The following is a 20,692-nucleotide window of genomic DNA, read 5'->3' as shown; positions in this document are numbered from 1 at the left end:
CACAACCTCTTGCGATAGGGGGATGGAGCAGCAGCCCCGCCGGAGCGCGTGGCTGCCAGCCGGGGATCACTTGATCAGGCTGAGAAATTCGCTGCGGGTCGCTGCATTTTCACGGAACTCGCCGAGCATCACCGAGGTGATCATGGCCGAGTTCTGCTTCTCGACGCCGCGCATCATCATGCACATGTGCTGGGCTTCGATGACCACGGCAACACCGAGTGCGCCGGTGACCTGCTGAATCGCCTCGGCGATCTGGCGGCTGAGGTTTTCCTGGATCTGCAGGCGGCGAGCATACATGTCGACGATGCGTGCGACTTTCGACAGCCCAAGCACCTTGCCATTCGGGATGTACGCGACGTGAGCCTTGCCAATGAACGGCAGCAGGTGATGTTCGCACAGCGAATACAGTTCGATGTCCTTGACCATGACCATCTCGCTGGCGTCAGAGCTGAACAGCGCCCCGTTGGTCACTTCTTCAAGGGTCTGCGCGTAACCGCGACACAGGTACTGCATCGCCTTGGCGGCACGTTTAGGTGTGTCGAGCAGGCCTTCGCGGGAGACGTCTTCGCCCAGTTGCCCCAGGATGGAGGTGTAATTCTGTTCCAGTGTCACAGGACTGTGTTTCCGTGTGGATTCGATAAACGCGAAGGCATGACGCCTTCGCCAAGTCACATATAGTAACTTACGCGCAGGGACAGGTGCACGGCGGGGCTTCAAAACGGCGTTTTGTATCGGTTTGCTTACTCGATGGCAACGCACTGACTACCCATTTTTCCCGGTGGACGCGGTCTGATGGGCAGGTTTTCAAATACTGTCCGTTGAAAGAGTGAGTCCGGGATGTTGAGTCGAATGGTAAAAATGGCAGTGTTCGCCATCGTGTTGTCGTCAATGTCGGGCTGCTGGCCGTTCTGGCCCGGTCCGGGTGGACATGGCGGAGGCGACGGTCACCATCAGGGACCAGGCGGTCCGGGTCCGGGCTTCGGTCCTGGCGGCGGTCGCTGAGGGTAAGAGCGCGGGTCGCGACGCCTTTACTCGTCGCGACCTTCCATCATTGTGCGCTTGAGCATCACGTAAACCGCGCCCGCGCCGCCGTGCTTGGCCAGGCATGAGCAGAAGCCCAGTACCTGCGAATGCTGACGCAGCCAGGTGTTGACGTGGCTTTTGATCATCGGGCGCTTGCCGTCCAGTCGTACGGCCTTGCCGTGGGTGACGCGCACGCAGCGTATTTCGAGTTTCGTGGCTTCAGCGAGAAATTCCCACAGGGTTTCCCGGGCCAGTTCGACGTTCATGCCGTGCAGATCCAGTGTGCCTTCGAAGCTGATCTGCCCCAGCTTGAGTTTGCGCATCTGGCCTTCCTGAACCCCGTCGCGCGACCAGCTCAGCACGTCTTCGGGGCCGACATCGATCACGAACTGGTCGGACAGACCATCAATCGTCACCGCATCGGTACGCACGGTCGCCGACTGACGCAGGCGCGCCAGCAATTTGCGGTCAGTCTTGGGTTTGCCGACATCGGCATGTTCGTGCTTGATGGGCTTGACGCCACGCGTCTCGCTTCTGAACAGGGAAAAATCGTCGTCTTGCATGGGGCCTCCGCGAAGGGGGCTAGTTTAACCGGGAAGACGAAGCGCTCAGTCGTGTTTTTTCATCAGATGGGCTGACATGCTCAATCCGCCGGAACTGCGCGGCCCGCGACCGCTTCTGCGCCACAGCCACATGCCCAGCAAAAGCACCAGCAAACCGGCTACGGCAACCACCGCGGCACCCGCAGGATTGGCGTTCAGATCGCCCAGGGCCTGAGGATGCACGATCAGGCTGGACCCTCCGGTCAGGGCCAGCGCCACACCGGAGACCAGAAAAACGAAGGCAATCGTCTTTCCGATTCGCGTCCGCCAGTTACTTCGCCCTTTGGGACGCAGCCTGCGGGCGTCGAAACCATCGGATATCTTCATTCCGGTTTCCTCAGTGTTTATCGGCGTTCTGACCAGAACAGGCGGACCTGGGTTCCCGTTCCGGGCGTAAAGGAGGGCAATAAGGGATGGGCGGTTAGGTGAAGAGGCTCATACAGCCTGTCCACAGCGGCAAGGGGCTCAAATCAGGTCTTTGGTCAGTGCCAGCGTGGCAAAGTTGTCGGCCATGATCGCCATCTCGGTGCGGTGCACGACGTGAGCGCTGACCACACCGTGTGGGCTCGGCAGGTCGCGGGTCGCGCAGGCATCATCGACCAGCGTGCAGCGATAGCCGTAATCCTTGGTGGCGCGAACGGTGGTGCTGATACTCGAGTGGCTCATGAAGCCGCAGACCACCAGATCCAGATGACCCAGGCTCTGCAGCAGTTCGTGCAGTCCGGTGCCGTTGAAGGCATTGGGCAGACGCTTTTCAACCAGATGTTCGTCGGCCTGAGGCAGCAGTTCCGGGACCAGTTGTCCGCGCTCGCCCTGTGGGTCGAACAGGCCGCCCACGGTTCCAAGGTGGCGGACATGCACGATCGGGCACTTTACGGCGCGGGCCTTGGCAACCAACTGACCGATATTGACCAGGGCTTCGTCGACCCCGGTCAGGGCCAACGGACCGCTGAGGTACTCTTTCTGCGCGTCGATGATAATCAACGTGGCATTGCTCAGGCTGGCCGGCGCATGAACACGGCCGCTGAGTTGAAACATGGTCTTGATGGAAGGCATTCGAGGGCTCCTTTTGAATGGGGCTTTTGCGACATTGTCCTCTGGCTGAAGGGTTATGGGAATGGTCACTGTTGCAAGTCACGGTTTTTATGGCCTGCAGGGCATCTGGATGGCTGCGTAGCTGGCGGTTTGCCTTGATGGCAGGTCGCGAATGGGCGAAACTTCCAGGCCTGCCCGCGCCGCTCAGAGATCAGGCGCATTGCCTCGTCCTGCCCCCGGCCTTTTCAAGTGGCCTGTCGTTTTCTCAAGGAGTCTGTCCATGATCACTTCCCGCTTGCGTACCGTGCGCGACCACATCCGTTGGGCCGTCAGCCGGTTTCATGAGGAAGATGTATTTTTCGGTCATGGCACCGACAACGCCTGGGACGAAGCGCGGCAACTGGTGCTGGGCGCGCTGCACCTGCCCTGGGAAATTGCCGACAGCTACCTGGACTGCCGCCTGGAGGTCGATGAGATCTCCGAACTGCAGGGCCTGATCAAGCGCCGCATCAACGAACGCATCCCGACGCCTTATCTGCTGGGCGAGGCCTGGTTCTGTGGCATGTCGTTCATTGTCGATGACCGCGTGCTGATTCCACGTTCGCCGATTGCGGAACTGATCGAAGACCGTTTTGCGCCTTGGCTGGCGAGCGAGCCGACTCGCATTCTTGATTTGTGTACCGGATCGGGCTGTATCGGTATCGCATGTGCCGACGAGTTCAAGGACGCCGAAGTCGCCTTGGCCGATCTGTCATACGACGCGCTTGAAGTGGCCAACCAGAACATCGAGCGTCATGGCATGGAAGACCGTGTCTACACCGTGCAGGGCGATGGCTTCGAAGGTCTGCCCGGGCAGCGCTTCGACCTGATCGTTTCCAACCCGCCTTATGTCGATGCCGAGGATTTTGCCGACATGCCGGACGAATACCAGCACGAGCCGGAGCTGGCGCTGGCCTGTGGCAGCGATGGATTGAATCTGGTGCGTCGCATGCTCGCCGAGGCGGCCGACCACTTGACCGAGAAAGGTTTGCTGATCGTTGAGGTGGGCAACAGCCAGGTGCATGTCGAGGCGCTTTACCCGGAAGTCGATTTCGCCTGGCTGGACTTCCAGCGCGGCGGGCATGGTGTGTTCATGCTGACCGCCGAGCAGTGCGTCGCGCATCAGGCACTGTTTCAGTCGAGGGTGTAAATTCCGAGTGGCGGCGCTGTGGGTGCCGCCAAGTCAACGGTGGGTCGCGATCCAGATCAGCAGGCCCGCCTGGAATACTGCGAATGTCACCAGACAGGCAATCGTGAAACGCAGGCTGCTGTCTTCGCGCTTGTACTTGCCGACCCGGTCTTCGTGCTGACGGATGGTGACTTCCTGCTCCAGCAGGTTTTTCTCGGCCTTCTCCAGCATGTGCGAGGCTTCAAGAATCTCGATGATCTGCACCTTGTCGTTGTTCCAGGTGCTGTGCAGGTTGCCGACATGCACATCCTTGATGCTGCCTTTCATGTGCTGGGCATCGGCATAAACCACCTCGAAACCCAGTGTGCGCAGAAAGTGGTCGCGACGCAGGCGCGTGTCCTCGTTGAGGCCGTCCTTGCTCGCCAGCGCGACACTTTCGATCCTGTACGAAGACCATTTGCGTTGTGCCCAGTGCACGCCGTGCGCGATCAGGAAGCGCCCGATACCGCGGTTCCATGGTTCGATCTGCAGACCGGACTCGGGGCCGAAGCGCACCATGCGTTTTTCATGGTCCACCCAGATATCCAGATTGTTCTGTTCCTTGCGCACACGCTGACCGGGCAACTGAATGCTGATACGCAACAGGCTCAGTTCTTTGCTGTGACGCTCGGCGCGTCCGAACTGAACGAAACGCAGCGGTCGTCCACCCGTGGCGCGGTCGGTCGGCAACGGCGACAGGCGCAGCATCTGAAAATTCTCAGGCACCACGTCTTCCCACGGTTGTGGCGGTGCGGGTGCAGCGGCTTCTGCGCTGTCGGGTGCAGCAACGGTTTCGGTCATGGCGGTATCAGTCATGGAGGCGGTCCTGTCCATGGCTTTGTGCAGCAAACACAAAGCCAGCACTCCGCTATCGGCAGTCTTTGCCCAGACTGAAGGGCAAAACGGCGGGTTTGCAGGTTACTGGCGTCAAATCTTCCGTCAGGCAGGCGGCAAGGCCTGGATGAAGCGCAGAATGCGGGCCGTGACCTGCTTGGCCAACGGTTGGGTGGGATTTCGATACGACAGCAGCTGTTGCTCCAGATTGTCGGGAACAATGCGCAATACGTGATTCATGCCATCGATCAGCGCCAGTTCGGCATCCGGTTTGGCTTTCTGAAGCAGCAACGCATCGCCCACGCCCACCTGAATGTCGTTGCGGCCCTGAACGATCAGCGCAGGCATCGTCAGCGAGCCGAAGGCGGCAGTAGGGTCCTGTCGAAACAGCGAGATCAGATAGGGCTGTACGCTCGGCCTGAACACCACCTCAAGTTCCTGCGGGACCTTGTCATCGGTCTTGCCTGCCTTCAACTCGTCCAGCAGTTGGTTGCTACGTTGCAGCAACTCGGGAGGCAGGCGTTCCTGAAACTGCTCGCGCAGTACTTGATCCACCGGGCGACCGGTGCCGGCAACCGATATCACTGCGGCAGCGCCGGCTTTGTCGGCGGCAAGGGCCGCTACCAATGCGCCTTCGCTATGACCCAGCAGAATCAGCTGACCGAGGCGCGGGTTGGCGCGGATCGCTCTGACCCACAATTGCACGTCGGCCACGTAGCGCTCGACGCTCAGGTCGCGCTCGTCCGGCGTGACGGCCTTGCTCGCCGCCACACCACGTTTGTCATAACGCACGCTGGCGATGCCGTGGGTTGCGAGGAAGACCGCCAGACGCTTCATGCTGTCGTTGCGTCCGCCTTCAGGGTTGTTGCCATCCCGGTCGGTGGGGCCGGAACCCGCAATGATCAGCACCACAGGCACCGGCCTGTCTGCGCGCGGCATCAACAGCGTGCCGTAAAGCTTGCCGTTTCCGGTGTCCACGTTCATGGGCCGTTGCACGACATTGGGGGTGGCTGCGCCGGCCGTTGCGGCAAACAGGGTGAGCAGCAATGTCATCGGCAGGACCAGCAGGCGCAGCATGTTTGAAGCTTTCATCGAAGAATTACCAGATAACATCGCAAGGCCATCATAGGGCAGGGTCTGGCTTGGACGCACGCCGTAACGGAAGGTTCGAGGGTGAACTGTACGTCGAGCCTGCGTATACTGGCGCGCTTGATTCAATGATCTGGTTTTTTGGCTGATTTTTCGGAGCGCCCGCATGTCCGGCAACACTTTCGGCAAGCTGTTCACTGTCACCACCGCCGGCGAAAGCCATGGCCCGGCGCTGGTCGCTATCGTCGACGGCTGCCCGCCCGGTCTTGAGCTGGACCTGCAGGACCTGCAGCGCGACCTGGATCGCCGCAAGCCGGGCACCAGCCGGCACACCACGCAGCGCCAGGAAGCCGACGAGGTCGAGATTCTTTCCGGGGTGTTCGAAGGCAAGACCACCGGCGCGTCCATCGGCCTGCTGATCCGTAACACCGATCAGAAGTCCAAGGATTATTCGAACATCAAGGACCTGTTCCGGCCCGCGCATGCCGATTACACCTATCACCACAAGTATGGCGTGCGCGACTACCGTGGCGGCGGTCGCAGCTCGGCGCGTGAAACGGCCATGCGTGTCGCCGCAGGTGCCATCGCCAAGAAATACCTGGCGACGCAGGGTATTGTCATTCGCGGCTACATGAGCCAGCTGGGTCCGATCCCGATTCCGTTCAAGACCTGGGATTCGGTCGAGCAGAACGCATTTTTCTGTCCCGATCCTGACAAGGTGCCGGAGCTGGAGGCCTATATGGACCAGCTGCGTCGCGACCAGGATTCGGTTGGCGCGAAAATCACTGTCGTGGCCGAAGGCGTCATGCCGGGTCTGGGCGAGCCGATCTTCGACCGTCTGGACGCCGAACTGGCCCATGCGCTGATGAGCATCAATGCCGTCAAGGGTGTGGAAATCGGTGCAGGCTTCGACTGCGTTGCCCAGCGTGGCACCGAGCACCGTGACGAGATGACGCCGGAAGGTTTTCTGTCCAATCAGGCAGGCGGCATTCTGGGCGGGATTTCTTCCGGCCAGCCGATCATCGCGCATCTGGCGCTCAAGCCGACATCGAGCATTACCACGCCGGGCCGCTCCATCGATGTCGATGGCAACGCCGCAGACGTCATCACCAAAGGGCGTCATGACCCGTGCGTCGGGATTCGTGCCACGCCAATTGCCGAAGCCATGATGGCCATCGTGCTGCTGGACCATCTGTTGCGCCATCGTGGCCAGAACGCCGACGTCAGCGTCACCACGCCTGTGCTGGCTCAGCTGTAATGAGCGTGGCCACTGTCGCGGATCGCTAACGTGGCGCCACTTCCCCACGGACAGCTTCCTTACTGGCGGCTGTCCGGTTTCTATCTGTGTTACTTCGCCTTGCTCGGCTCGTCCGCGCCGTTCATGGCGCTGTATCTGCATCATCTGGGGTTTTCCAGCGCGCGGATTGGCGAGCTGATCGCCATTCCCATGCTGATGCGATGCGTGGCGCCCAACCTCTGGGGCTGGCTCGGCGATTACACCGAACGGCGACTGGCCATCGTGCGCTTTGGCGCGGTCTGCACGCTGCTGGCGTTCTCGCTCATCCTGCTGGATCACAGCTATGCCTGGCTGGCGATGGTCATGGCCCTGTACGCGTTCTTCTGGCATGCGATTCTGCCGCAGTTCGAGGTGATTACCCTCGCTCACCTGCAAGGTCAGACTGCCCGATACAGCCAGATCCGCCTGTGGGGCTCGATCGGCTTCATTCTGGCGGTGGTGGTGCTCGGGCGATTGCTCGAATGGTTCAGCCTGGACCTGTTTCCTCACATGCTTCTGACGGTCATGGCCGGCATCGCGATCAGCAGTTGGTGGGTGCCCAACGCGCAGCCGCCCGTTTCATCAAGTCCGTCGGACGAGGGCGGCTTTCTCCGGCAGTTGTCCCGCCCCGGCGTGCTGGTGTTCTACCTCAGTGTCGCGCTGATGCTGCTCAGCCATGGCCCGTACTACACGTTTCTGACCCTGCACCTTGAGACACTGGGCTACAGTCGTAGCCTGATCGGTGTGCTGTGGTCAGTGGGCGTAGTGGCAGAAGTGTTGATGTTCATGGTGATGAGCCGTGTTCTGCAGCGTTTTTCCGTGCGTCAGGTGTTGCTGGCCAGTTTTCTGCTGGCGGCGGTGCGCTGGCTGCTGCTGGGCGCATTTGCCGAACATTTGCTGGTCTTGCTGGTTGCTCAAGTGATGCACGCCGCGACGTTCGGCAGCTTTCACGCCGCTGCCATCCATTTCGTGCAACGTAGCTTCGGTCCACGTCAGCAAGGTCAGGGGCAGGCGCTGTATGCCGCACTGTCCGGCGTCGGCGGGGCATTGGGCGCGTTGTACTCAGGTTATAGCTGGACTGCGCTGGGGCCATTCTGGACCTTTGCCATCGCCAGCCTTGCGGCACTGGCCGCAGCCATCATGATTGTCACACCCAGTAAAGAGGAAGGTGTATGACCCGCGAACACTTGGCGCAGCAGATCATCGAAGCCGGCCGGTTTCTGTATGGCCGTGGCTGGTCGCCTGCCACCAGCAGCAACTACTCGGTCCGGCTGTCGGCCAGCGAGGCACTGCTGACGGTGTCCGGCAAGCACAAGGGTCAGTTGGGTATCGACGATGTGCTGGCCACCGATCTGCACGGCAATAGCCTTGAACCGGACAAGAAGCCGTCTGCTGAAACGCTGCTGCACACCCAGTTGTACAGTTGCAGGCCGCAGGTCGGTGCTGTTCTGCACACGCATTCCGTGAACGCGACCGTACTGTCCAGGCTGACCGATGCCGATCATCTGGTGTTCGAGGACTACGAACTGCAGAAAGCCTTTCAGGGCGTCGCCACCCATGAATCGCAAGTGGTGGTGCCGATTTTCGACAATGATCAGGACATCGCCCGGCTGGCCGCGAAGGTACAGCCTTGGCTCGATGCCCATCCGGACTGCGCCGGTTACCTGATTCGCGGCCACGGGCTCTATACCTGGGGCGCGCAGATGAGCGATGCACTGCGTCAGATCGAAGCATTCGAATTTCTGTTTGAATGCGAGCTGAAGATGCGCACGGTCTTGAACCGTTGACTGCCACGCGTTAAACACGTGTGTATGCCTGACCGGCCTGTAAAAGCCGGAAGGCCTTGCCAAGCCCAAGCCGAGGATTCAATGCCATGAGCAGCCTGTCCGTTTACCACGTTTCAAGTCCTGAGGTGCCCAACAAGGTACTGACCCACCTGGAAGACATCACCTCGACCCTGGCCGAGCAGGGCGTGTCGTTTGCGCGTTGGGAGGCCGCGACGCCAATCACGCCGGGTGCCTCCCAGGAAGATGTCATCCACGCCTACCGCAGCCAGATCGATGCGCTGATGACCGAGCACGGCTACGTGACGGTTGACGTCATCAGCCTCAACAACGATCACCCGCAAAAAGCCGAATTGCGTGCGAAGTTTCTTGAAGAGCATCGTCATGGCGAAGATGAAGTGCGCTTCTTCGTAGCCGGTCGAGGCCTGTTCACGCTGCACATCGAAGATTACGTGTACGCCGTGCTGTGCGAGAAGAACGACCTGATTTCCGTACCTGCCGGGACCAAACACTGGTTCGACATGGGTGAAAACCCGCACTTCGTCGCCATCCGCTTGTTCAATAACCCTGAGGGCTGGGTCGCGAAGTTCACCGGTGAAGACATCGCAGGCCGTTTCCCAAGACTTGAAGACTGACCCGTCCGCCGTTTGCTTATGTACCGCCTCAAAGGAGCCAGACCCTGATGTCCATCAAAGCCATCCTCACGGATATCGAAGGCACCACCAGTGCGGTGAGTTTCGTGTTCGACGTGCTGTTCCCGTTCGCCAGGCAGCACCTGCCGGACTTTGTTCGCCAGAACGCTGACAAGCCTGCGGTCGCAGAGCAATTGCAGGCCGTGCGTGCCGACAGTGGCGAGCCGCAGGCCGATGTCGAGCGGGTCGTCGAGATTCTCTTGCAGTGGATTGCCGAGGATCGCAAGGCCACGCCACTCAAGGCGCTGCAAGGCATGGTCTGGGAGCAGGGCTACAACGCCGGTCAGTTGAAAGGGCATGTGTACCCGGACGCTGTCGAGGCTCTGAAACGCTGGCACACCGAGGGTTACAGGCTGTATGTCTATTCCTCGGGCTCGATTCAGGCTCAGAAATTGATCTTCGGCTGCTCCGAGGCGGGTGATCTTTCCGGTCTGTTCAGTGGTTATTTCGACACCACGTCCGGCCCCAAACGCGAGGCGCAGTCCTACCGCACCATCACGCAAGCCATTGGCTGCGAGGCGGGCGAGATTCTGTTTCTGTCGGATATCGTCGAAGAGCTGGATGCCGCACGAGATGCCGGCATGGCGACCTGTGGTCTGGTGCGCGCCGAAGGCGTTCTGGCAGGCCATGAAAACGTATCCAGTTTCGCACTGATCGACCCGACTGCCTGGTAAAAATCCTTTCTCGAACGCTGTTATCAGCGATTTCTGTCAGTAGCATCCTGCTTTTGAGTGGGACGCTGCCTGTCTGTGAGTGCGTTAATCCTGTTTGTTTAAGGCGTTGTTTTCAAGCACGTTCAGTCGTGTAAGTTTCGCGCTTTCGAATCCCTCATCGAGCGAATGCCACTGGTTTACTCGAGCAGGGCAGGGAGGGAGCGGCGATGTGCAGTGCCATGACGGACAACGCAACAATGGGTTTATTGATAGAGCAGATGGTCAGTACGATCACTGAAATCGATGGGCAGACAGCCATCGAGAACGCGCTTCGATGGCTGAGGCAGGAGTGCCGCTGTGAGCGGGCCATGTTCTACCAGTTCAAGGGTGTACAACTGCTGACGTTCGTGACGTCCAACGTCGATGATGTGTGGGGCGAAGCCTATCGTCGTCAGCAGATGATTTCCCATGATCCGGTGGTGCGTCATTACCGCAACAACCTCGGGTTTCTGGAATGGGACGATGCGATCAGGCATTACCTTCCGCCCGCCTGGTATGAAGAAACACTCAGTGCCTGCGACCTCGCACCGGCGATTTCATATGGCTACACCAGCCACTGCCGGGGCGTTGATGGCGTGACGTCGATCTTCACATTGGCGGGACTGAAGCGTAATACCACCCAAAGTGACAAATACCTGATCACCAGTCTGGTACCTGTGTTGCACAGGGTCGGCCGTGGCATTCAGTTCAGCTCCAGAGGGCTTACCCAAAAAGAGCTGGAAATTCTGCAGTGGGCCAGAGACGGGAAGACCGCCTGGGAGATCTCGATGATCAAGGAGATTTCAGAAGCCACAGTGAAATTTCACCTGAAGACCATCTACTCCAAGCTGGGTGTCGCCAATCGTGCTCAAGCGGTGGGAGAGGCGTTGTGTCGCGGATTCATTACCTGAGTTAAAGCCGACAGGCAAAAAAAACCGCGAGAACAAACATGTAATCGCGGCGAACAAGGGATGAGAGAGCGTACAACGGCGTCACCAGGTTCGGTGACGCGAAAACTTTAGCGCGTGTGATAAGTCGGCAGATCGAAGCGGTGCTGGCTTTGCAGCATCGAGATGGCCGGCAGATCGCTGGCTTGTGCAGCCAGGTCGCGACGAATTGCGCTGATTACCCATTCCAGCTGAACCGGAGTGTGCAGTTGTGCATAAGACACGGAGCGACGGATCTGTTTGCCTTCATCGTTGCGCAGCGACAACAACACGCCGCCGTCAGGACGAGGCTGGGTGGTCACGGTGTAGTCGGAAAATACGGAAGCGAATTTTTCTTGAATAAAAGTCATGTCTAGCGGCTCCATTGCTCATGGGATAACAAGCTTGGAAGTACTAGTGCAGTGTCTGTGCCACATTTGCCATGAATTTTTTCCCTTTAAAATCAAATAGTTAAAACAACGTCATTTTAAGGGTCTCGTGCATTTTGCATGAAAGCCTATCGGGCATCCTGCATTTTGCCGTTTGCGGGGAACCAAATGGCTGGAAAGCGGACCAAGTCGGTATTTTTTCAATCGAGGGCATGGCTTGACCCTGATCGAACAGCTGGCAAGACTTGCGGTCAGTGTGTTTACCGCTGCCGGGTACATCGGATTCCCGGATGACCGTGCGCCAAGGAGTTAGTGATGACCGATTCAAATACCAGTCAACCGAAGACTATGACTGACGAAGAGACTGCCGAGTTCGCTGAACAGGTATTCAATGTTGCGCGTCAGGGCGATGCGGTGATGCTGGAGCGTCTGCTGAAAAAAGGCCTTCCTGCAGACCTGCGCAACCACAAGGGCGACACCTTGCTGATGCTCGCCAGCTATCACTGCCACCTTGATGCGGTTCGTGTACTGCTCGAGCACAAGGCCAACCCGGAAATTCGCAACGACAATGGACAGAGCCCGATTGCAGGCGCGGCCTTCAAGGGCGACCTCGCGGTGGTGAAACTGCTGGTGGAAAACGGCGCCGAAGTGGAAGGCGCGTCTGCCGATGGTCGCACTGCGCTGATGATGGCGGCGATGTTCAACCGGATGGAAATCGTCGACTACCTGATCAGCAAGGGCGCCGATCCGCATGTCCGCGATGCCAAGGGTGTGAACGCGCTCGCAGCCGCCCAGACAATGGGCGCCACCGGGACCGCAGAGCAACTGATCAATCTGGGTGTTCAGCCGGTCTGATTCGGCCCTGTGGCTGTGATCAGCCTGAAGGCATAGAGGTGCGAAGGATTTCCCGTTATCCTTCGCGCCTCTTTTTTTGCCCGCTATCAGGATGTCCCTCATGAAAGACGCTCTCGCCGAATTAATCAGCAAAATCAGTTCGGGGTGCATGGGCGACGACGAGATCCTGCGCGTGGCTGACGAAGCTGCCCAGGCCTATGCCGACCCGCAGGCTTTTCTGAGCGCCAATCCTGATATCAATTACGACGACACCTTTCCCATCCCGTTGGGTGAGTGGGTCGTGGTCGGCAGTCTGCCGGAGACTGTCCTGTTTCAGGCCGACACCTATGCGGACCTGTTCGAGCAGATCGTCCAGTCGTTTGGCAAGGATGTGACGTTCAACATCAAGTCGAAACAACTGACCAAGGTCGAGCCGCTGGTGGCGCTCAATCGCATCCAGATCCAACTGAGCAGCATGAACAAGGAAATGGGTGGCTACACCCTGATGGATTTCAGCCAGCCGCTGGATGATGAGCTGCAGACGGTGCTGGTCTACGGCAGCGATGAAGCACGCGTACTTGAACTGGCAGCGACGGCCGGCATTCATGCCGCGCCTTCGCTGCAGGCGTTGCGCGGTTAACCCAGCGCGGTGTCCAGAAACATCATCACCGCAAATCCGCCCATCAGCCCCAGCGTTGCCGATGTCTGGTGACCATTGCGATGGGTTTCCGGGATGACTTCATGTGACACCACAAAGATCATTGCACCCGCCGCCAGACCCATGCTTAGCGGGTAGGCAATGGCGAAGCCGCTGGAAATGCCCAGACCAATCAACGCACCCAGCGGCTCCATGAGGCCCGAGCCGATGGCGACCAGCATGGCTTTAAAGGCTGAAAGCCCCGTCGCCCTTAATGCCAGAGCTATCGCCAGGCCTTCTGGAACGTCCTGAATCGCGATGGCAGTGGTGAGCGGCAGGCCGACGTTCATGTTACCGCCTGCGAAGCTCACCCCGATCGCCATGCCTTCCGGCAGGTTGTGGAGGGTGATCGCCAGCACGAACAGCCAGACCCGATTGATACGTTCCGAATGCGGTCCCTGACGGCCCACGCTTTCGTGTTCATGTGGGGTGAACCTGTCCAGGCCGAGCATCAGCAGCACGCCCAGCGCCAGACCCGTGACAACGGTCGCTGCCGCGAATGGGCCGGTACCGGTGATTTCCCGAGCGGCTTCCAGCCCCGGCAGAATCAGCGAGAAGGAACTGGCCGCCAGCATCATGCCTGCTGCGAAACCCAGCATGATGTCCTGAGTACGCTGCGCCACATTGCGGAACGCAACCGCCATGATCGCGCCGAGGGCCGTCGCGGCGAAACCGGCGGTGCCGCCCAGCAGGGCGTAATTGAAGTTGGTCTGGCTGGTGCCGAAAAAGGCGTTATAGAGGCTTATGGCGCCGAGAATCACGACGATCACAGAAGCGAATATAAAGCCCAGGCTCACCAGTGGGCTGCTTTGAAGCTGGGCGAGCCAGGTCGCCCGCAGGGTTCTTGGGTGCGCGGAAGGTTGCATGCAGAGTGTTACCTTTTGCTGATAGGCCGATCGCCAGAGTCATGAGCTGAACAGGATCAAACAGTTTGCTGAATTCGGAGCCTGAAAATATGCCGTTGGTTCAATGGAACCCCCGAAGGGCACGATCATCCTAGAAGTGTCAGTATTCAATCAGGGGCAACACCATGGGTTCCACATTCAACGGTCTGGTCGGTTTGATCATCCTCGCGCTCGATATCTGGGCCATCATCAACGTGTTGAAGAGCGGCTCGGAAACCGGGGCGAAGATTCTCTGGATCCTGCTGATTGTGCTGCTGCCTGTATTGGGGCTGATCATCTGGGCCATCGCGGGTCCTCGTGGCAACGTGCGTATCTGACGTTACTCAGGTCGGATCAAAGACGCTTGATTACGTGAGTAATCAGGCGTTTTTTGCTTTCAGGGACGGGCAGGGCGGTACGTGTATGGCGGGCTGTGAGCACAGAGGTTCGACCTGTCATGTTCGGCGACGTAGAATGCGCGCCTTTGTTGCGGGCGGTCGGCCGTCCTGTCATCTGTCTTTTTCGGGAGCTTACCCATGAGTGATTATCAGGAAACGTTGTACGAAGGCTACGGCCAGCGCTTTCGTATCGAAAAAATGCTGCACGAAGTGCGCACCGATCACCAGCACCTGGTGATTTTCCAGAACCCGCGCATGGGCCGTGTCATGGCGCTCGACGGCGTGATTCAGACCACCGAGGCCGACGAGTTCATCTACCACGAAATGCTCACCCACGTGCCGATCCTGGCGCATGGTGCAGCCAAGCGTGTGCTGATCATTGGCGGCGGCGACGGTGGCATGCTGCGTGAAGTGGCCAAGCACTCGACGGTCGAGCACATCACCATGGTCGAGATCGACGGCACAGTCGTCGAGATGTGCAAGGAATTCCTGCCGACTCACTCCAACGGCGCTTTCGAGGATTCGCGTCTGAATCTGGTGATCGACGACGGCATGCGTTTCGTGGCGACCACCGAAGAGAAGTTCGATGTGATCATCTCCGACTCCACTGATCCGATCGGTCCGGGAGAGGTGCTGTTTTCGGAAAACTTCTATCAGGCCTGCCATCGCTGCCTGAACGAGGGCGGCATTCTGGTCACTCAGAACGGTACACCTTTCATGCAGCTCAGTGGCGTACAGACCACGGCCGGGCGCATGAACGGCCTGTTCGCCGACTGGCATTTCTATCAGGCCGCCATTCCGACCTACATCGGCGGCGCCATGACCTTTGCCTGGGGCGCGACCGACAAGGCGTACCGCAAGCTGCCGCTGGAAACCCTGCGCCAGCGCTTCGCTGGCAGCGGTATTGTTACGCGTTATTACAACCCTGAAGTGCATATCGGCGCGTTCGCGCTGCCGCAGTACGTGCTCAGCGCCATCAAGAAGCCAAGCAACGACTGAGTCCGGTGTCCGACGTTTCAGGCCCGAACGCCTGAAACGTCCTGCCGTATGGCGGGGCGCGACAAAATTTTCACACCCCCCGGCCCAGAATTGCGCGCGACGCTGAACCCGCAGATAGTCTCTGTCGCTGAACGAGACGCGCTGAACGAGCGCCAAATACCTGTCGATCAAGTACTATCTGCCCCCCTTGCAGCCTGCCGCCCACTAGATGGAGCGCTGGTGTCGCACGCCTGAACCCAACCCTGAATCCACCGGATCCTGACAACCATGGCCAAAACGGACGCCCAGATTCATCGGCAAGCCTTGTCCCGCCTGCAAAACCCGACCGTCAAATCGCATCTGGCTTATACATTGCTCAGTGGCCTGGCCCTGATGGTGATGTACACGCTGCTGCGTATCGGTCTGCTGGTCTATAACCGCGAGATGATTGGCGATACGCCCGCGTCGACCTTCATCGAGGCGCTGTTCAACGGCATGCGTTTCGACCTGCGTCTGACGGTGTATCTGCTGATCCCGCTGATGCTGTCGCTGTTCAGCGCTCGGGCCATGGCGGCACGCGGTTTCTTCCGGTTCTGGCTGACCCTGGTCGGCAGCATCACGCTGTTCTTTGGCCTGATGGAAATGGACTTCTACCGTGAATTCCATCAACGCCTGAACGGCTTGGTGTTCCAGTACGTCAAGGAAGACCCCAAGACCGTTCTGAGCATGCTCTGGTACGGCTTTCCGGTGGTGCGTTATCTGTTGGCGTGGGCCGTTGTCACCTGGCTGTTGAGTCTGTTGTTCAAGGGCATCGACCGTGTGACGCGGCCGCGCAATGCACTGTCGGGCGGTGGCGCTGGTACGCGCTCCATTGCGCCGTGGTACATGCGCATAGGCGTGTTCTTCCTGGTCCTGATCGTTGCCGTGATCTGCGCCCGTGGCACCCTGCGCCAGGGCCCGCCGCTGCGTTGGGGCGATGCGTACACCACCGAATCGAACTTCGCCAACCAACTTGGCCTTAACGGCACGCTGACGCTTATCACTGCTGCCAAAAGCCGCATGTCCGAAGATCGCGACAACATCTGGAAAGCCACGCTGCCTCAGGCCGACGCACAACAGACCGTACGCGAGATGTTGCTGACGTCCAATGACAAGCTGGTCGAGCCGGACATTGCTGCAGTACGCCGTGACTTCACGCCGCCTGCGGAAAATACCCTGCCGATCCGCAACGTGGTCGTGATCCTGATGGAGAGCTTCGCCGGTCACTCGGTCGGTGCGCTGGGCAGCGATGCCAATATCACGCCGAACTTCGACAGGCTGTCCAAGGAAGGCCTGCTGTTCGATCATTTCTTCTCCAACGGCACCCACACCCACCAGGGTATGTTCGCCACCATGGCCTGCTTCCCGAACCTGCCAGGTTTCGAATACCTGATGCAGACGCCGGAAGGCAGCCACAAGCTGTCGGGCCTGCCGCAGCTGTTGAGCGCGGGTCGCAACTACGATGACGTCTACGTCTACAACGGCAACTTTGCCTGGGACAACCAGTCGGGCTTCTTCAGCAACCAGGGCATGACCAACTTTGTTGGCCGTGACGACTTCGTCAACCCGGTGTTCTCCGATCCGACCTGGGGCGTATCCGACCAGGACATGTTCGACCGTGGCGCTCAGGAGCTAAAGGCGCGTCAGGACGGCAAGCCGTTCTATGCCCTGCTGCAGACCCTGTCCAACCACACCCCTTACGCACTGCCGGAAAACCTGCCGGTCGAGCGCGTGACCGGCCACGGTTCGCTGGACGAGCATTTGACCGCCATGCGTTATTCCGACTGGGCGCTGGGCCAGTTCTTCGAGAAGGCCAAGAAAGAGCCTTACTTCAAGAACACCCTGTTCGTCGTACTGGGTGACCACGGTTTCGGCAACAACCGTCAGCTGACAGAAATGGACCTCGGTCGTTTCAATGTGCCGATGTTGTTGATTGGTCCGGGCGTGCAGGAAAAGTTCGGCCAGCGCAGCAGCATCGTCGGCACCCAGGTGGACGTCGTACCGACCATCATGGGCCGTCTGGGTGGTCAGACCCGTAACCAGTGCTGGGGACGCGATCTGCTCAACCTGCCCGAAGGCGACAAGGGCTTTGGCGTGATCAAGCCGTCGGGCAGCGAGCAGGTGGTGGCGATCATCAGCGGCAACCGCATTCTGATCGAACCGACCGAAATGCCGGCCAAGCTGCTGACTTACACCCTGGGTGCCAAGCCGCACGCGGAAGAGGTACCCGATGCGCCGGACACCGAGGAGCTCAAGCGCAAGCTGGAGAGTTTCCTGCAAACCGCGACCAAGAGCCTGCTGGACAACACCGCAGGCGTGGAAGCCAGCAAGAACAGAAACTGACCGCTGTCGTCCTGCCCGGTATCAATCGGGCAGAACACGCAGTTGACCGTTTCAGCAACGAAAAAGGCCCTCGGCATCCAATGCGAGGGCCTTTTTGTTATCCGTTTGAGTCCGTTTGCTGTGTGCAATCCATTGGAACGAATGGAGGCGGTGAAAGGTCCAGAGTAGGTAAGTCAGAGTGCCTGGCTTGCTTATTCTGGAGGCATTGATGAAACAGTGGGCCATTTTGTATCTGGACAAGGATGGTGTGCAGCAGCGTCGTGAAGTGCAGTGGCAGGAACGCCCCAGCGAAGAGGATGCTGCACGTCTGTTGCGCAAGGATTTATATCCCGTCACGGATGAGTTGGATCTCAATGACCTGGAAGGTCGAACCGATGAGCCGACCGTCAAGACACTCAAGGACCATAACAGTGTCCAGATCATTTCCATCACAGAAGCGAGCTGATCCTTCACTGCAAAAAATCTTGTTGCGCCAACCACTTGGCAATGTCCCCCCGATGGGTCTACTCTGCAAATGAGGTCGTGAAGACGGCCTCTGACACAGGTCCATCCCCGGCCTGTTCCAGGTCCGGTCAGCTACATGCTTGATTCCCCACGTCGGAGTAACTGCCGTGCGCTGGCCATCTTTTCGATGGCCACTCGGGAAGCGTTGAAACTCTATCTATCGTTGCATAGGAGGACGTTTCATGAGCACAGCCTATCAAGAGGACATCAGCAGTAACGTACTGCGCCGCATGAAAGAAGGCGGTTTTGACTTCGCGCGAATTCACCCCATCGAGTTCTATGCCATTTTTCCCGACGAGGAACGGGCGCGGCAGGCTGCAGAAAAATTTCGTGGTGAGTCCCTCAATACACAGATCAATGTGCGTGACGACGGTGCCTGGCATTTGCAGTTGAGCAAAGTGATGTACGCCACCTATGACGGTATCGGTGACTTCGAGCAAGACTTTCAAATGGTCATTTCGCCAATGGACGGGGAGGTTGAAGGCTGGGGCGTGAAACAGGAGATCAGGAGGCTGCACGCCTGATCCGCTGCAATTGCGATTGATACCTGCGGGCTGATCGGCCGACCTGGAGAAACCTGCCGGGGCGGCCGGTTTTGTTTTCGGGGTCAGGGTAATCTCGCGCAAGTGCTGTTCACGAATAGCGTGCTCGCCAGGACCGCGTAAAACCCAAACAGGTTATCCGTGCGCAAAAAAAAGCCACTCAAGAGAGTGGCCCAAAGGGAAGTCCGGTCAGGAACGCGTCATGATGCGTGGCGCTCGCTGAGAAATGGGGTTCAGGGCAAAAGCGACGTTTGATGCCCTGTTTGCTCGGTTGCTGGCGATTATGGCGAACTAATATCGTGTTCGGAAATCAACTCTGACTATGCTGGTCATAGATTTCGCGGCGCAAAGACGCTTCCGAATGACGCATGCGAGAGGTAGCTGGGGCATTTAGCGCACAGGAATGGTGCGCGGCCCGCAGGGTTTATATATAACCTATTGATATTTAAGCGTTTATGCCGGTGGCACGGGCCTTGCGAAGCCTAAGGTGTCCATGGTGACAAGGAGTACGGCATGATCCGCACCTTTTATGACGAGATGTACGATGCTGGCGGTCTGGTCCGCCCGCACTATCGGGAATTCGCCCGCTGGTTGGGCGATACGCCCCCTGAGCTTCTGGCTCAACGCAGGCGTGAAGCCGATCTGCTGTTTCATCGCGCCGGGATCACGTTCACGCTCTACGGTGACGAGCAAGGCACCGAGCGGTTGATTCCGTTCGATACCATTCCCCGCAGCATTCCGGCCAGCGAGTGGCGGGTCGTGGAGCGGGGCTGCATTCAGCGCGTCAAGGCGCTGAACATGTTCCTTGCCGACCTCTACCATGACCAACGCATCATCAAGGCCGGGATCATTCCTGCCGAACAGGTGCTGGCCAACGAGCAATATCAGCTGGCGATGCAGGGTCTGAATCTGCACCGCGACCTGTACTCGCACATCTCCGGCGTCGATCTGGTCCGTGATGGCGATGGCACTTATTACGTGCTCGAAGACAACCTGCGCACGCCCAGCGGCGTGAGCTATATGCTCGAAGACCGCAAGATGATGATGCGCCTGTTCCCCGAGCTGTTCGCGGCGCAGCGCATCGCGCCCATCGATCATTACCCGAACCTGCTGCTCGATACGCTGAAAAGCTCCAGCCCTCTGGATAACCCCAGCGTTGTGGTGCTGACGCCCGGTCGCTTCAACAGCGCGTTCTTCGAACATGCGTTCCTGGCCCGCGAGATGGGTGTTGAGCTGGTCGAGGGTGCCGATCTGTTCGTGCGTGACGATCGCGTCTTCATGCGTACCACCGACGGCCCCAAGGCCGTTGATGTGATCTACCGTCGCCTGGACGATGCCTTCCTCGATCCGCTGGCCTTCAACCCTGATTCGATGCTGGGCGTGCCCGGTCTGCTGGCGGCCTATCGCTCCGGCAACGTGGTGCTGGCCAACGCCATCGGCACCGGAGTTGCGGACGACAAGTCGGTGTATCCGTATGTCACCGACATGATTCGTTTCTATCTGGACGAAGAGCCGATCCTCAAGAACGTACCCACCTGGCAATGCCGCAAGCCCGAAGAGTTGTCCCACGTACTGGCCAACCTGAAAGACCTTGTCGTCAAGGAAACCCAGGGCTCCGGCGGTTACGGAATGCTGGTCGGGCCTGCTGCCACGGCTGCCGAGATCGAAGCCTTCCGGGCGCGTCTCAAAGCCAAGCCGCATGCGTATATCGCTCAACCGACACTGTGCCTGTCGACCTGTCCAACGTTTGTCGAGAACGGCATCGCCCCGCGCCATATCGATTTGCGCCCCTTTGTTCTGTCCGGTCGTGAAACCCGCGTCGTGCCTGGCGGCCTCACCCGAGTGGCCTTGCGTGAAGGCTCGCTCGTGGTGAATTCGTCTCAGGGTGGTGGAACCAAAGACACTTGGGTGGTCGAGGATTAAG

General features: G+C 59.0%; 23 protein-coding genes. 15 read left to right on the top strand and 8 right to left on the bottom strand.

What is annotated here, in order from left to right; translation table 11 throughout:
- Nucleotides 1-66 precede the first annotated feature (66 nt).
- The 4 genes from folE to AC0IXS_RS05355 form a co-directional block, all read right to left on the bottom strand.
- Entirely contained in the window at nt 67-612 is a 546-nt protein-coding gene (gene folE, locus AC0IXS_RS05370) for a GTP cyclohydrolase I FolE (protein WP_057409689.1), read from the bottom strand.
- A gap of 416 nt (nt 613-1,028) precedes the next feature.
- Nucleotides 1,029-1,586, bottom strand: coding sequence for a Smr/MutS family protein (locus AC0IXS_RS05365; protein ID WP_025995260.1), 558 nt, complete (start codon nt 1,584-1,586; stop codon nt 1,029-1,031).
- Between the two features lie 45 nt (nt 1,587-1,631).
- Entirely contained in the window at nt 1,632-1,952 is a 321-nt protein-coding gene (locus tag AC0IXS_RS05360; RefSeq protein WP_004880906.1) for a hypothetical protein, read from the bottom strand.
- Between the two features lie 138 nt (nt 1,953-2,090).
- Nucleotides 2,091-2,681 carry a cysteine hydrolase family protein gene (locus tag AC0IXS_RS05355; RefSeq protein WP_471824057.1) on the bottom strand — a complete coding sequence of 197 codons (591 nt, stop codon included), beginning with the start codon at nt 2,679-2,681 and terminating at the stop codon, nt 2,091-2,093.
- Between the two features lie 259 nt (nt 2,682-2,940).
- On the opposite strand from AC0IXS_RS05355, the gene prmB reads away from it, so the two are divergent.
- Nucleotides 2,941-3,849 (top strand): 50S ribosomal protein L3 N(5)-glutamine methyltransferase, encoded by a 909-nt coding sequence (prmB, locus tag AC0IXS_RS05350; RefSeq protein ID WP_004880909.1) that lies wholly within the window; start codon nt 2,941-2,943, stop codon nt 3,847-3,849.
- A gap of 33 nt (nt 3,850-3,882) precedes the next feature.
- On the opposite strand, the gene AC0IXS_RS05345 is transcribed toward prmB, so the two are convergent.
- The gene (locus AC0IXS_RS05345; RefSeq protein ID WP_137202618.1) at nt 3,883-4,683 is read right to left on the bottom strand and encodes a hypothetical protein; all 801 of its coding nucleotides are present in this window, start codon (nt 4,681-4,683) and stop codon (nt 3,883-3,885) included.
- A gap of 123 nt (nt 4,684-4,806) precedes the next feature.
- Nucleotides 4,807-5,814, bottom strand: coding sequence for an alpha/beta hydrolase (locus tag AC0IXS_RS05340; protein ID WP_471824054.1), 1,008 nt, complete (start codon nt 5,812-5,814; stop codon nt 4,807-4,809).
- Nucleotides 5,815-5,956: 142 nt separating this feature from the next.
- Here AC0IXS_RS05340 and aroC point away from each other — a divergent pair, with 142 nt between their 5' ends.
- From aroC to AC0IXS_RS05310, 6 genes are all read left to right on the top strand, one after another.
- The gene (aroC, locus tag AC0IXS_RS05335) at nt 5,957-7,048 is read left to right on the top strand and encodes a chorismate synthase (protein ID WP_057408817.1); all 1,092 of its coding nucleotides are present in this window, start codon (nt 5,957-5,959) and stop codon (nt 7,046-7,048) included.
- A 30-nt stretch (nt 7,049-7,078) separates the two neighbouring features.
- Entirely contained in the window at nt 7,079-8,242 is a 1,164-nt protein-coding gene (locus AC0IXS_RS05330; RefSeq protein ID WP_471824052.1) for an MFS transporter, read from the top strand.
- On the top strand, nt 8,239-8,853 hold the full coding sequence (locus AC0IXS_RS05325) for a methylthioribulose 1-phosphate dehydratase (protein ID WP_025995266.1): 615 nt from the start codon (nt 8,239-8,241) through the stop codon (nt 8,851-8,853). The genes AC0IXS_RS05330 and AC0IXS_RS05325 overlap by 4 nt, the downstream gene beginning before the upstream one ends.
- A gap of 86 nt (nt 8,854-8,939) precedes the next feature.
- Complete coding sequence (locus tag AC0IXS_RS05320) at nt 8,940-9,485, top strand: 1,2-dihydroxy-3-keto-5-methylthiopentene dioxygenase (RefSeq protein WP_057408131.1); 546 nt, start codon at nt 8,940-8,942, stop codon at nt 9,483-9,485.
- 47 nt (nt 9,486-9,532) lie between these two features.
- Nucleotides 9,533-10,216, top strand: coding sequence for an acireductone synthase (mtnC, locus tag AC0IXS_RS05315; RefSeq protein ID WP_057408130.1), 684 nt, complete (start codon nt 9,533-9,535; stop codon nt 10,214-10,216).
- A gap of 206 nt (nt 10,217-10,422) precedes the next feature.
- Nucleotides 10,423-11,145 (top strand): helix-turn-helix transcriptional regulator, encoded by a 723-nt coding sequence (locus tag AC0IXS_RS05310; protein ID WP_025995269.1) that lies wholly within the window; start codon nt 10,423-10,425, stop codon nt 11,143-11,145.
- A 107-nt stretch (nt 11,146-11,252) separates the two neighbouring features.
- Here the strand turns inward: AC0IXS_RS05310 and AC0IXS_RS05305 are convergent, their stop codons facing one another.
- Entirely contained in the window at nt 11,253-11,531 is a 279-nt protein-coding gene (locus tag AC0IXS_RS05305; RefSeq protein WP_004880927.1) for a DUF3509 domain-containing protein, read from the bottom strand.
- 333 nt (nt 11,532-11,864) lie between these two features.
- Here AC0IXS_RS05305 and AC0IXS_RS05300 point away from each other — a divergent pair, with 333 nt between their 5' ends.
- A complete protein-coding gene (locus AC0IXS_RS05300) occupies nt 11,865-12,404 on the top strand; it encodes an ankyrin repeat domain-containing protein (protein WP_471824049.1) in 540 nt (179 codons plus the stop codon).
- A gap of 100 nt (nt 12,405-12,504) precedes the next feature.
- On the top strand, nt 12,505-13,023 hold the full coding sequence (locus AC0IXS_RS05295; RefSeq protein WP_471824047.1) for a hypothetical protein: 519 nt from the start codon (nt 12,505-12,507) through the stop codon (nt 13,021-13,023).
- Here the strand turns inward: AC0IXS_RS05295 and AC0IXS_RS05290 are convergent.
- A complete protein-coding gene (locus AC0IXS_RS05290) occupies nt 13,020-13,946 on the bottom strand; it encodes a ZIP family metal transporter (protein ID WP_320471398.1) in 927 nt (308 codons plus the stop codon). The genes AC0IXS_RS05295 and AC0IXS_RS05290 overlap by 4 nt on opposite strands.
- Before the next feature lie 164 nt (nt 13,947-14,110).
- Here AC0IXS_RS05290 and AC0IXS_RS05285 point away from each other — a divergent pair, with 164 nt between their 5' ends.
- The 6 genes from AC0IXS_RS05285 to AC0IXS_RS05260 all read left to right on the top strand — a co-directional run bounded on the left by AC0IXS_RS05285 (nt 14,111) and on the right by AC0IXS_RS05260 (nt 20,691).
- Nucleotides 14,111-14,302: a PLDc N-terminal domain-containing protein gene (locus AC0IXS_RS05285; protein WP_004880934.1), complete on the top strand. Its 192-nt coding sequence runs from the start codon at nt 14,111-14,113 to the stop codon at nt 14,300-14,302.
- A 198-nt stretch (nt 14,303-14,500) separates the two neighbouring features.
- Entirely contained in the window at nt 14,501-15,361 is an 861-nt protein-coding gene (speE, locus tag AC0IXS_RS05280) for a polyamine aminopropyltransferase (protein ID WP_004880936.1), read from the top strand.
- A 267-nt stretch (nt 15,362-15,628) separates the two neighbouring features.
- Complete coding sequence (locus AC0IXS_RS05275; RefSeq protein ID WP_137202616.1) at nt 15,629-17,722, top strand: LTA synthase family protein; 2,094 nt, start codon at nt 15,629-15,631, stop codon at nt 17,720-17,722.
- 208 nt (nt 17,723-17,930) lie between these two features.
- Complete coding sequence (locus AC0IXS_RS05270; RefSeq protein ID WP_004880940.1) at nt 17,931-18,167, top strand: hypothetical protein; 237 nt, start codon at nt 17,931-17,933, stop codon at nt 18,165-18,167.
- Nucleotides 18,168-18,408: 241 nt separating this feature from the next.
- Complete coding sequence (locus tag AC0IXS_RS05265; protein ID WP_057409165.1) at nt 18,409-18,750, top strand: ribonuclease E inhibitor RraB; 342 nt, start codon at nt 18,409-18,411, stop codon at nt 18,748-18,750.
- A 531-nt stretch (nt 18,751-19,281) separates the two neighbouring features.
- Nucleotides 19,282-20,691 (top strand): circularly permuted type 2 ATP-grasp protein, encoded by a 1,410-nt coding sequence (locus AC0IXS_RS05260; RefSeq protein ID WP_004880943.1) that lies wholly within the window; start codon nt 19,282-19,284, stop codon nt 20,689-20,691.
- Nucleotide 20,692 lies beyond the last annotated feature (1 nt).

The organism is Pseudomonas sp. AC016, assembly GCF_979253365.1.
The sequence above is the reverse complement of the archived record's forward strand: the minus strand, read 5'-3'. Positions and strand labels throughout refer to the sequence as shown.

Coding starts and splice junctions, on each gene's coding strand:
- AC0IXS_RS05325 (WP_025995266.1), top strand. CDS start 8,239: ATGACCCGCGAACACTTGGCGCAGCAGATCATCGAAGCCGGCCGGTTT.
- AC0IXS_RS05265 (WP_057409165.1), top strand. CDS start 18,409: ATGAGCACAGCCTATCAAGAGGACATCAGCAGTAACGTACTGCGCCGC.
- AC0IXS_RS05295 (WP_471824047.1), top strand. CDS start 12,505: ATGAAAGACGCTCTCGCCGAATTAATCAGCAAAATCAGTTCGGGGTGC.
- AC0IXS_RS05285 (WP_004880934.1), top strand. CDS start 14,111: ATGGGTTCCACATTCAACGGTCTGGTCGGTTTGATCATCCTCGCGCTC.
- AC0IXS_RS05355 (WP_471824057.1), bottom strand. CDS start 2,681: ATGCCTTCCATCAAGACCATGTTTCAACTCAGCGGCCGTGTTCATGCG.
- prmB (WP_004880909.1), top strand. CDS start 2,941: ATGATCACTTCCCGCTTGCGTACCGTGCGCGACCACATCCGTTGGGCC.
- AC0IXS_RS05270 (WP_004880940.1), top strand. CDS start 17,931: ATGAAACAGTGGGCCATTTTGTATCTGGACAAGGATGGTGTGCAGCAG.
- AC0IXS_RS05300 (WP_471824049.1), top strand. CDS start 11,865: ATGACCGATTCAAATACCAGTCAACCGAAGACTATGACTGACGAAGAG.
- AC0IXS_RS05340 (WP_471824054.1), bottom strand. CDS start 5,814: ATGTTATCTGGTAATTCTTCGATGAAAGCTTCAAACATGCTGCGCCTG.
- aroC (WP_057408817.1), top strand. CDS start 5,957: ATGTCCGGCAACACTTTCGGCAAGCTGTTCACTGTCACCACCGCCGGC.
- AC0IXS_RS05305 (WP_004880927.1), bottom strand. CDS start 11,531: ATGACTTTTATTCAAGAAAAATTCGCTTCCGTATTTTCCGACTACACC.
- mtnC (WP_057408130.1), top strand. CDS start 9,533: ATGTCCATCAAAGCCATCCTCACGGATATCGAAGGCACCACCAGTGCG.
- AC0IXS_RS05275 (WP_137202616.1), top strand. CDS start 15,629: ATGGCCAAAACGGACGCCCAGATTCATCGGCAAGCCTTGTCCCGCCTG.
- AC0IXS_RS05360 (WP_004880906.1), bottom strand. CDS start 1,952: ATGAAGATATCCGATGGTTTCGACGCCCGCAGGCTGCGTCCCAAAGGG.
- AC0IXS_RS05290 (WP_320471398.1), bottom strand. CDS start 13,946: ATGCAACCTTCCGCGCACCCAAGAACCCTGCGGGCGACCTGGCTCGCC.
- AC0IXS_RS05310 (WP_025995269.1), top strand. CDS start 10,423: ATGTGCAGTGCCATGACGGACAACGCAACAATGGGTTTATTGATAGAG.
- AC0IXS_RS05365 (WP_025995260.1), bottom strand. CDS start 1,586: ATGCAAGACGACGATTTTTCCCTGTTCAGAAGCGAGACGCGTGGCGTC.
- AC0IXS_RS05345 (WP_137202618.1), bottom strand. CDS start 4,683: ATGACTGATACCGCCATGACCGAAACCGTTGCTGCACCCGACAGCGCA.
- AC0IXS_RS05260 (WP_004880943.1), top strand. CDS start 19,282: ATGATCCGCACCTTTTATGACGAGATGTACGATGCTGGCGGTCTGGTC.
- AC0IXS_RS05320 (WP_057408131.1), top strand. CDS start 8,940: ATGAGCAGCCTGTCCGTTTACCACGTTTCAAGTCCTGAGGTGCCCAAC.
- speE (WP_004880936.1), top strand. CDS start 14,501: ATGAGTGATTATCAGGAAACGTTGTACGAAGGCTACGGCCAGCGCTTT.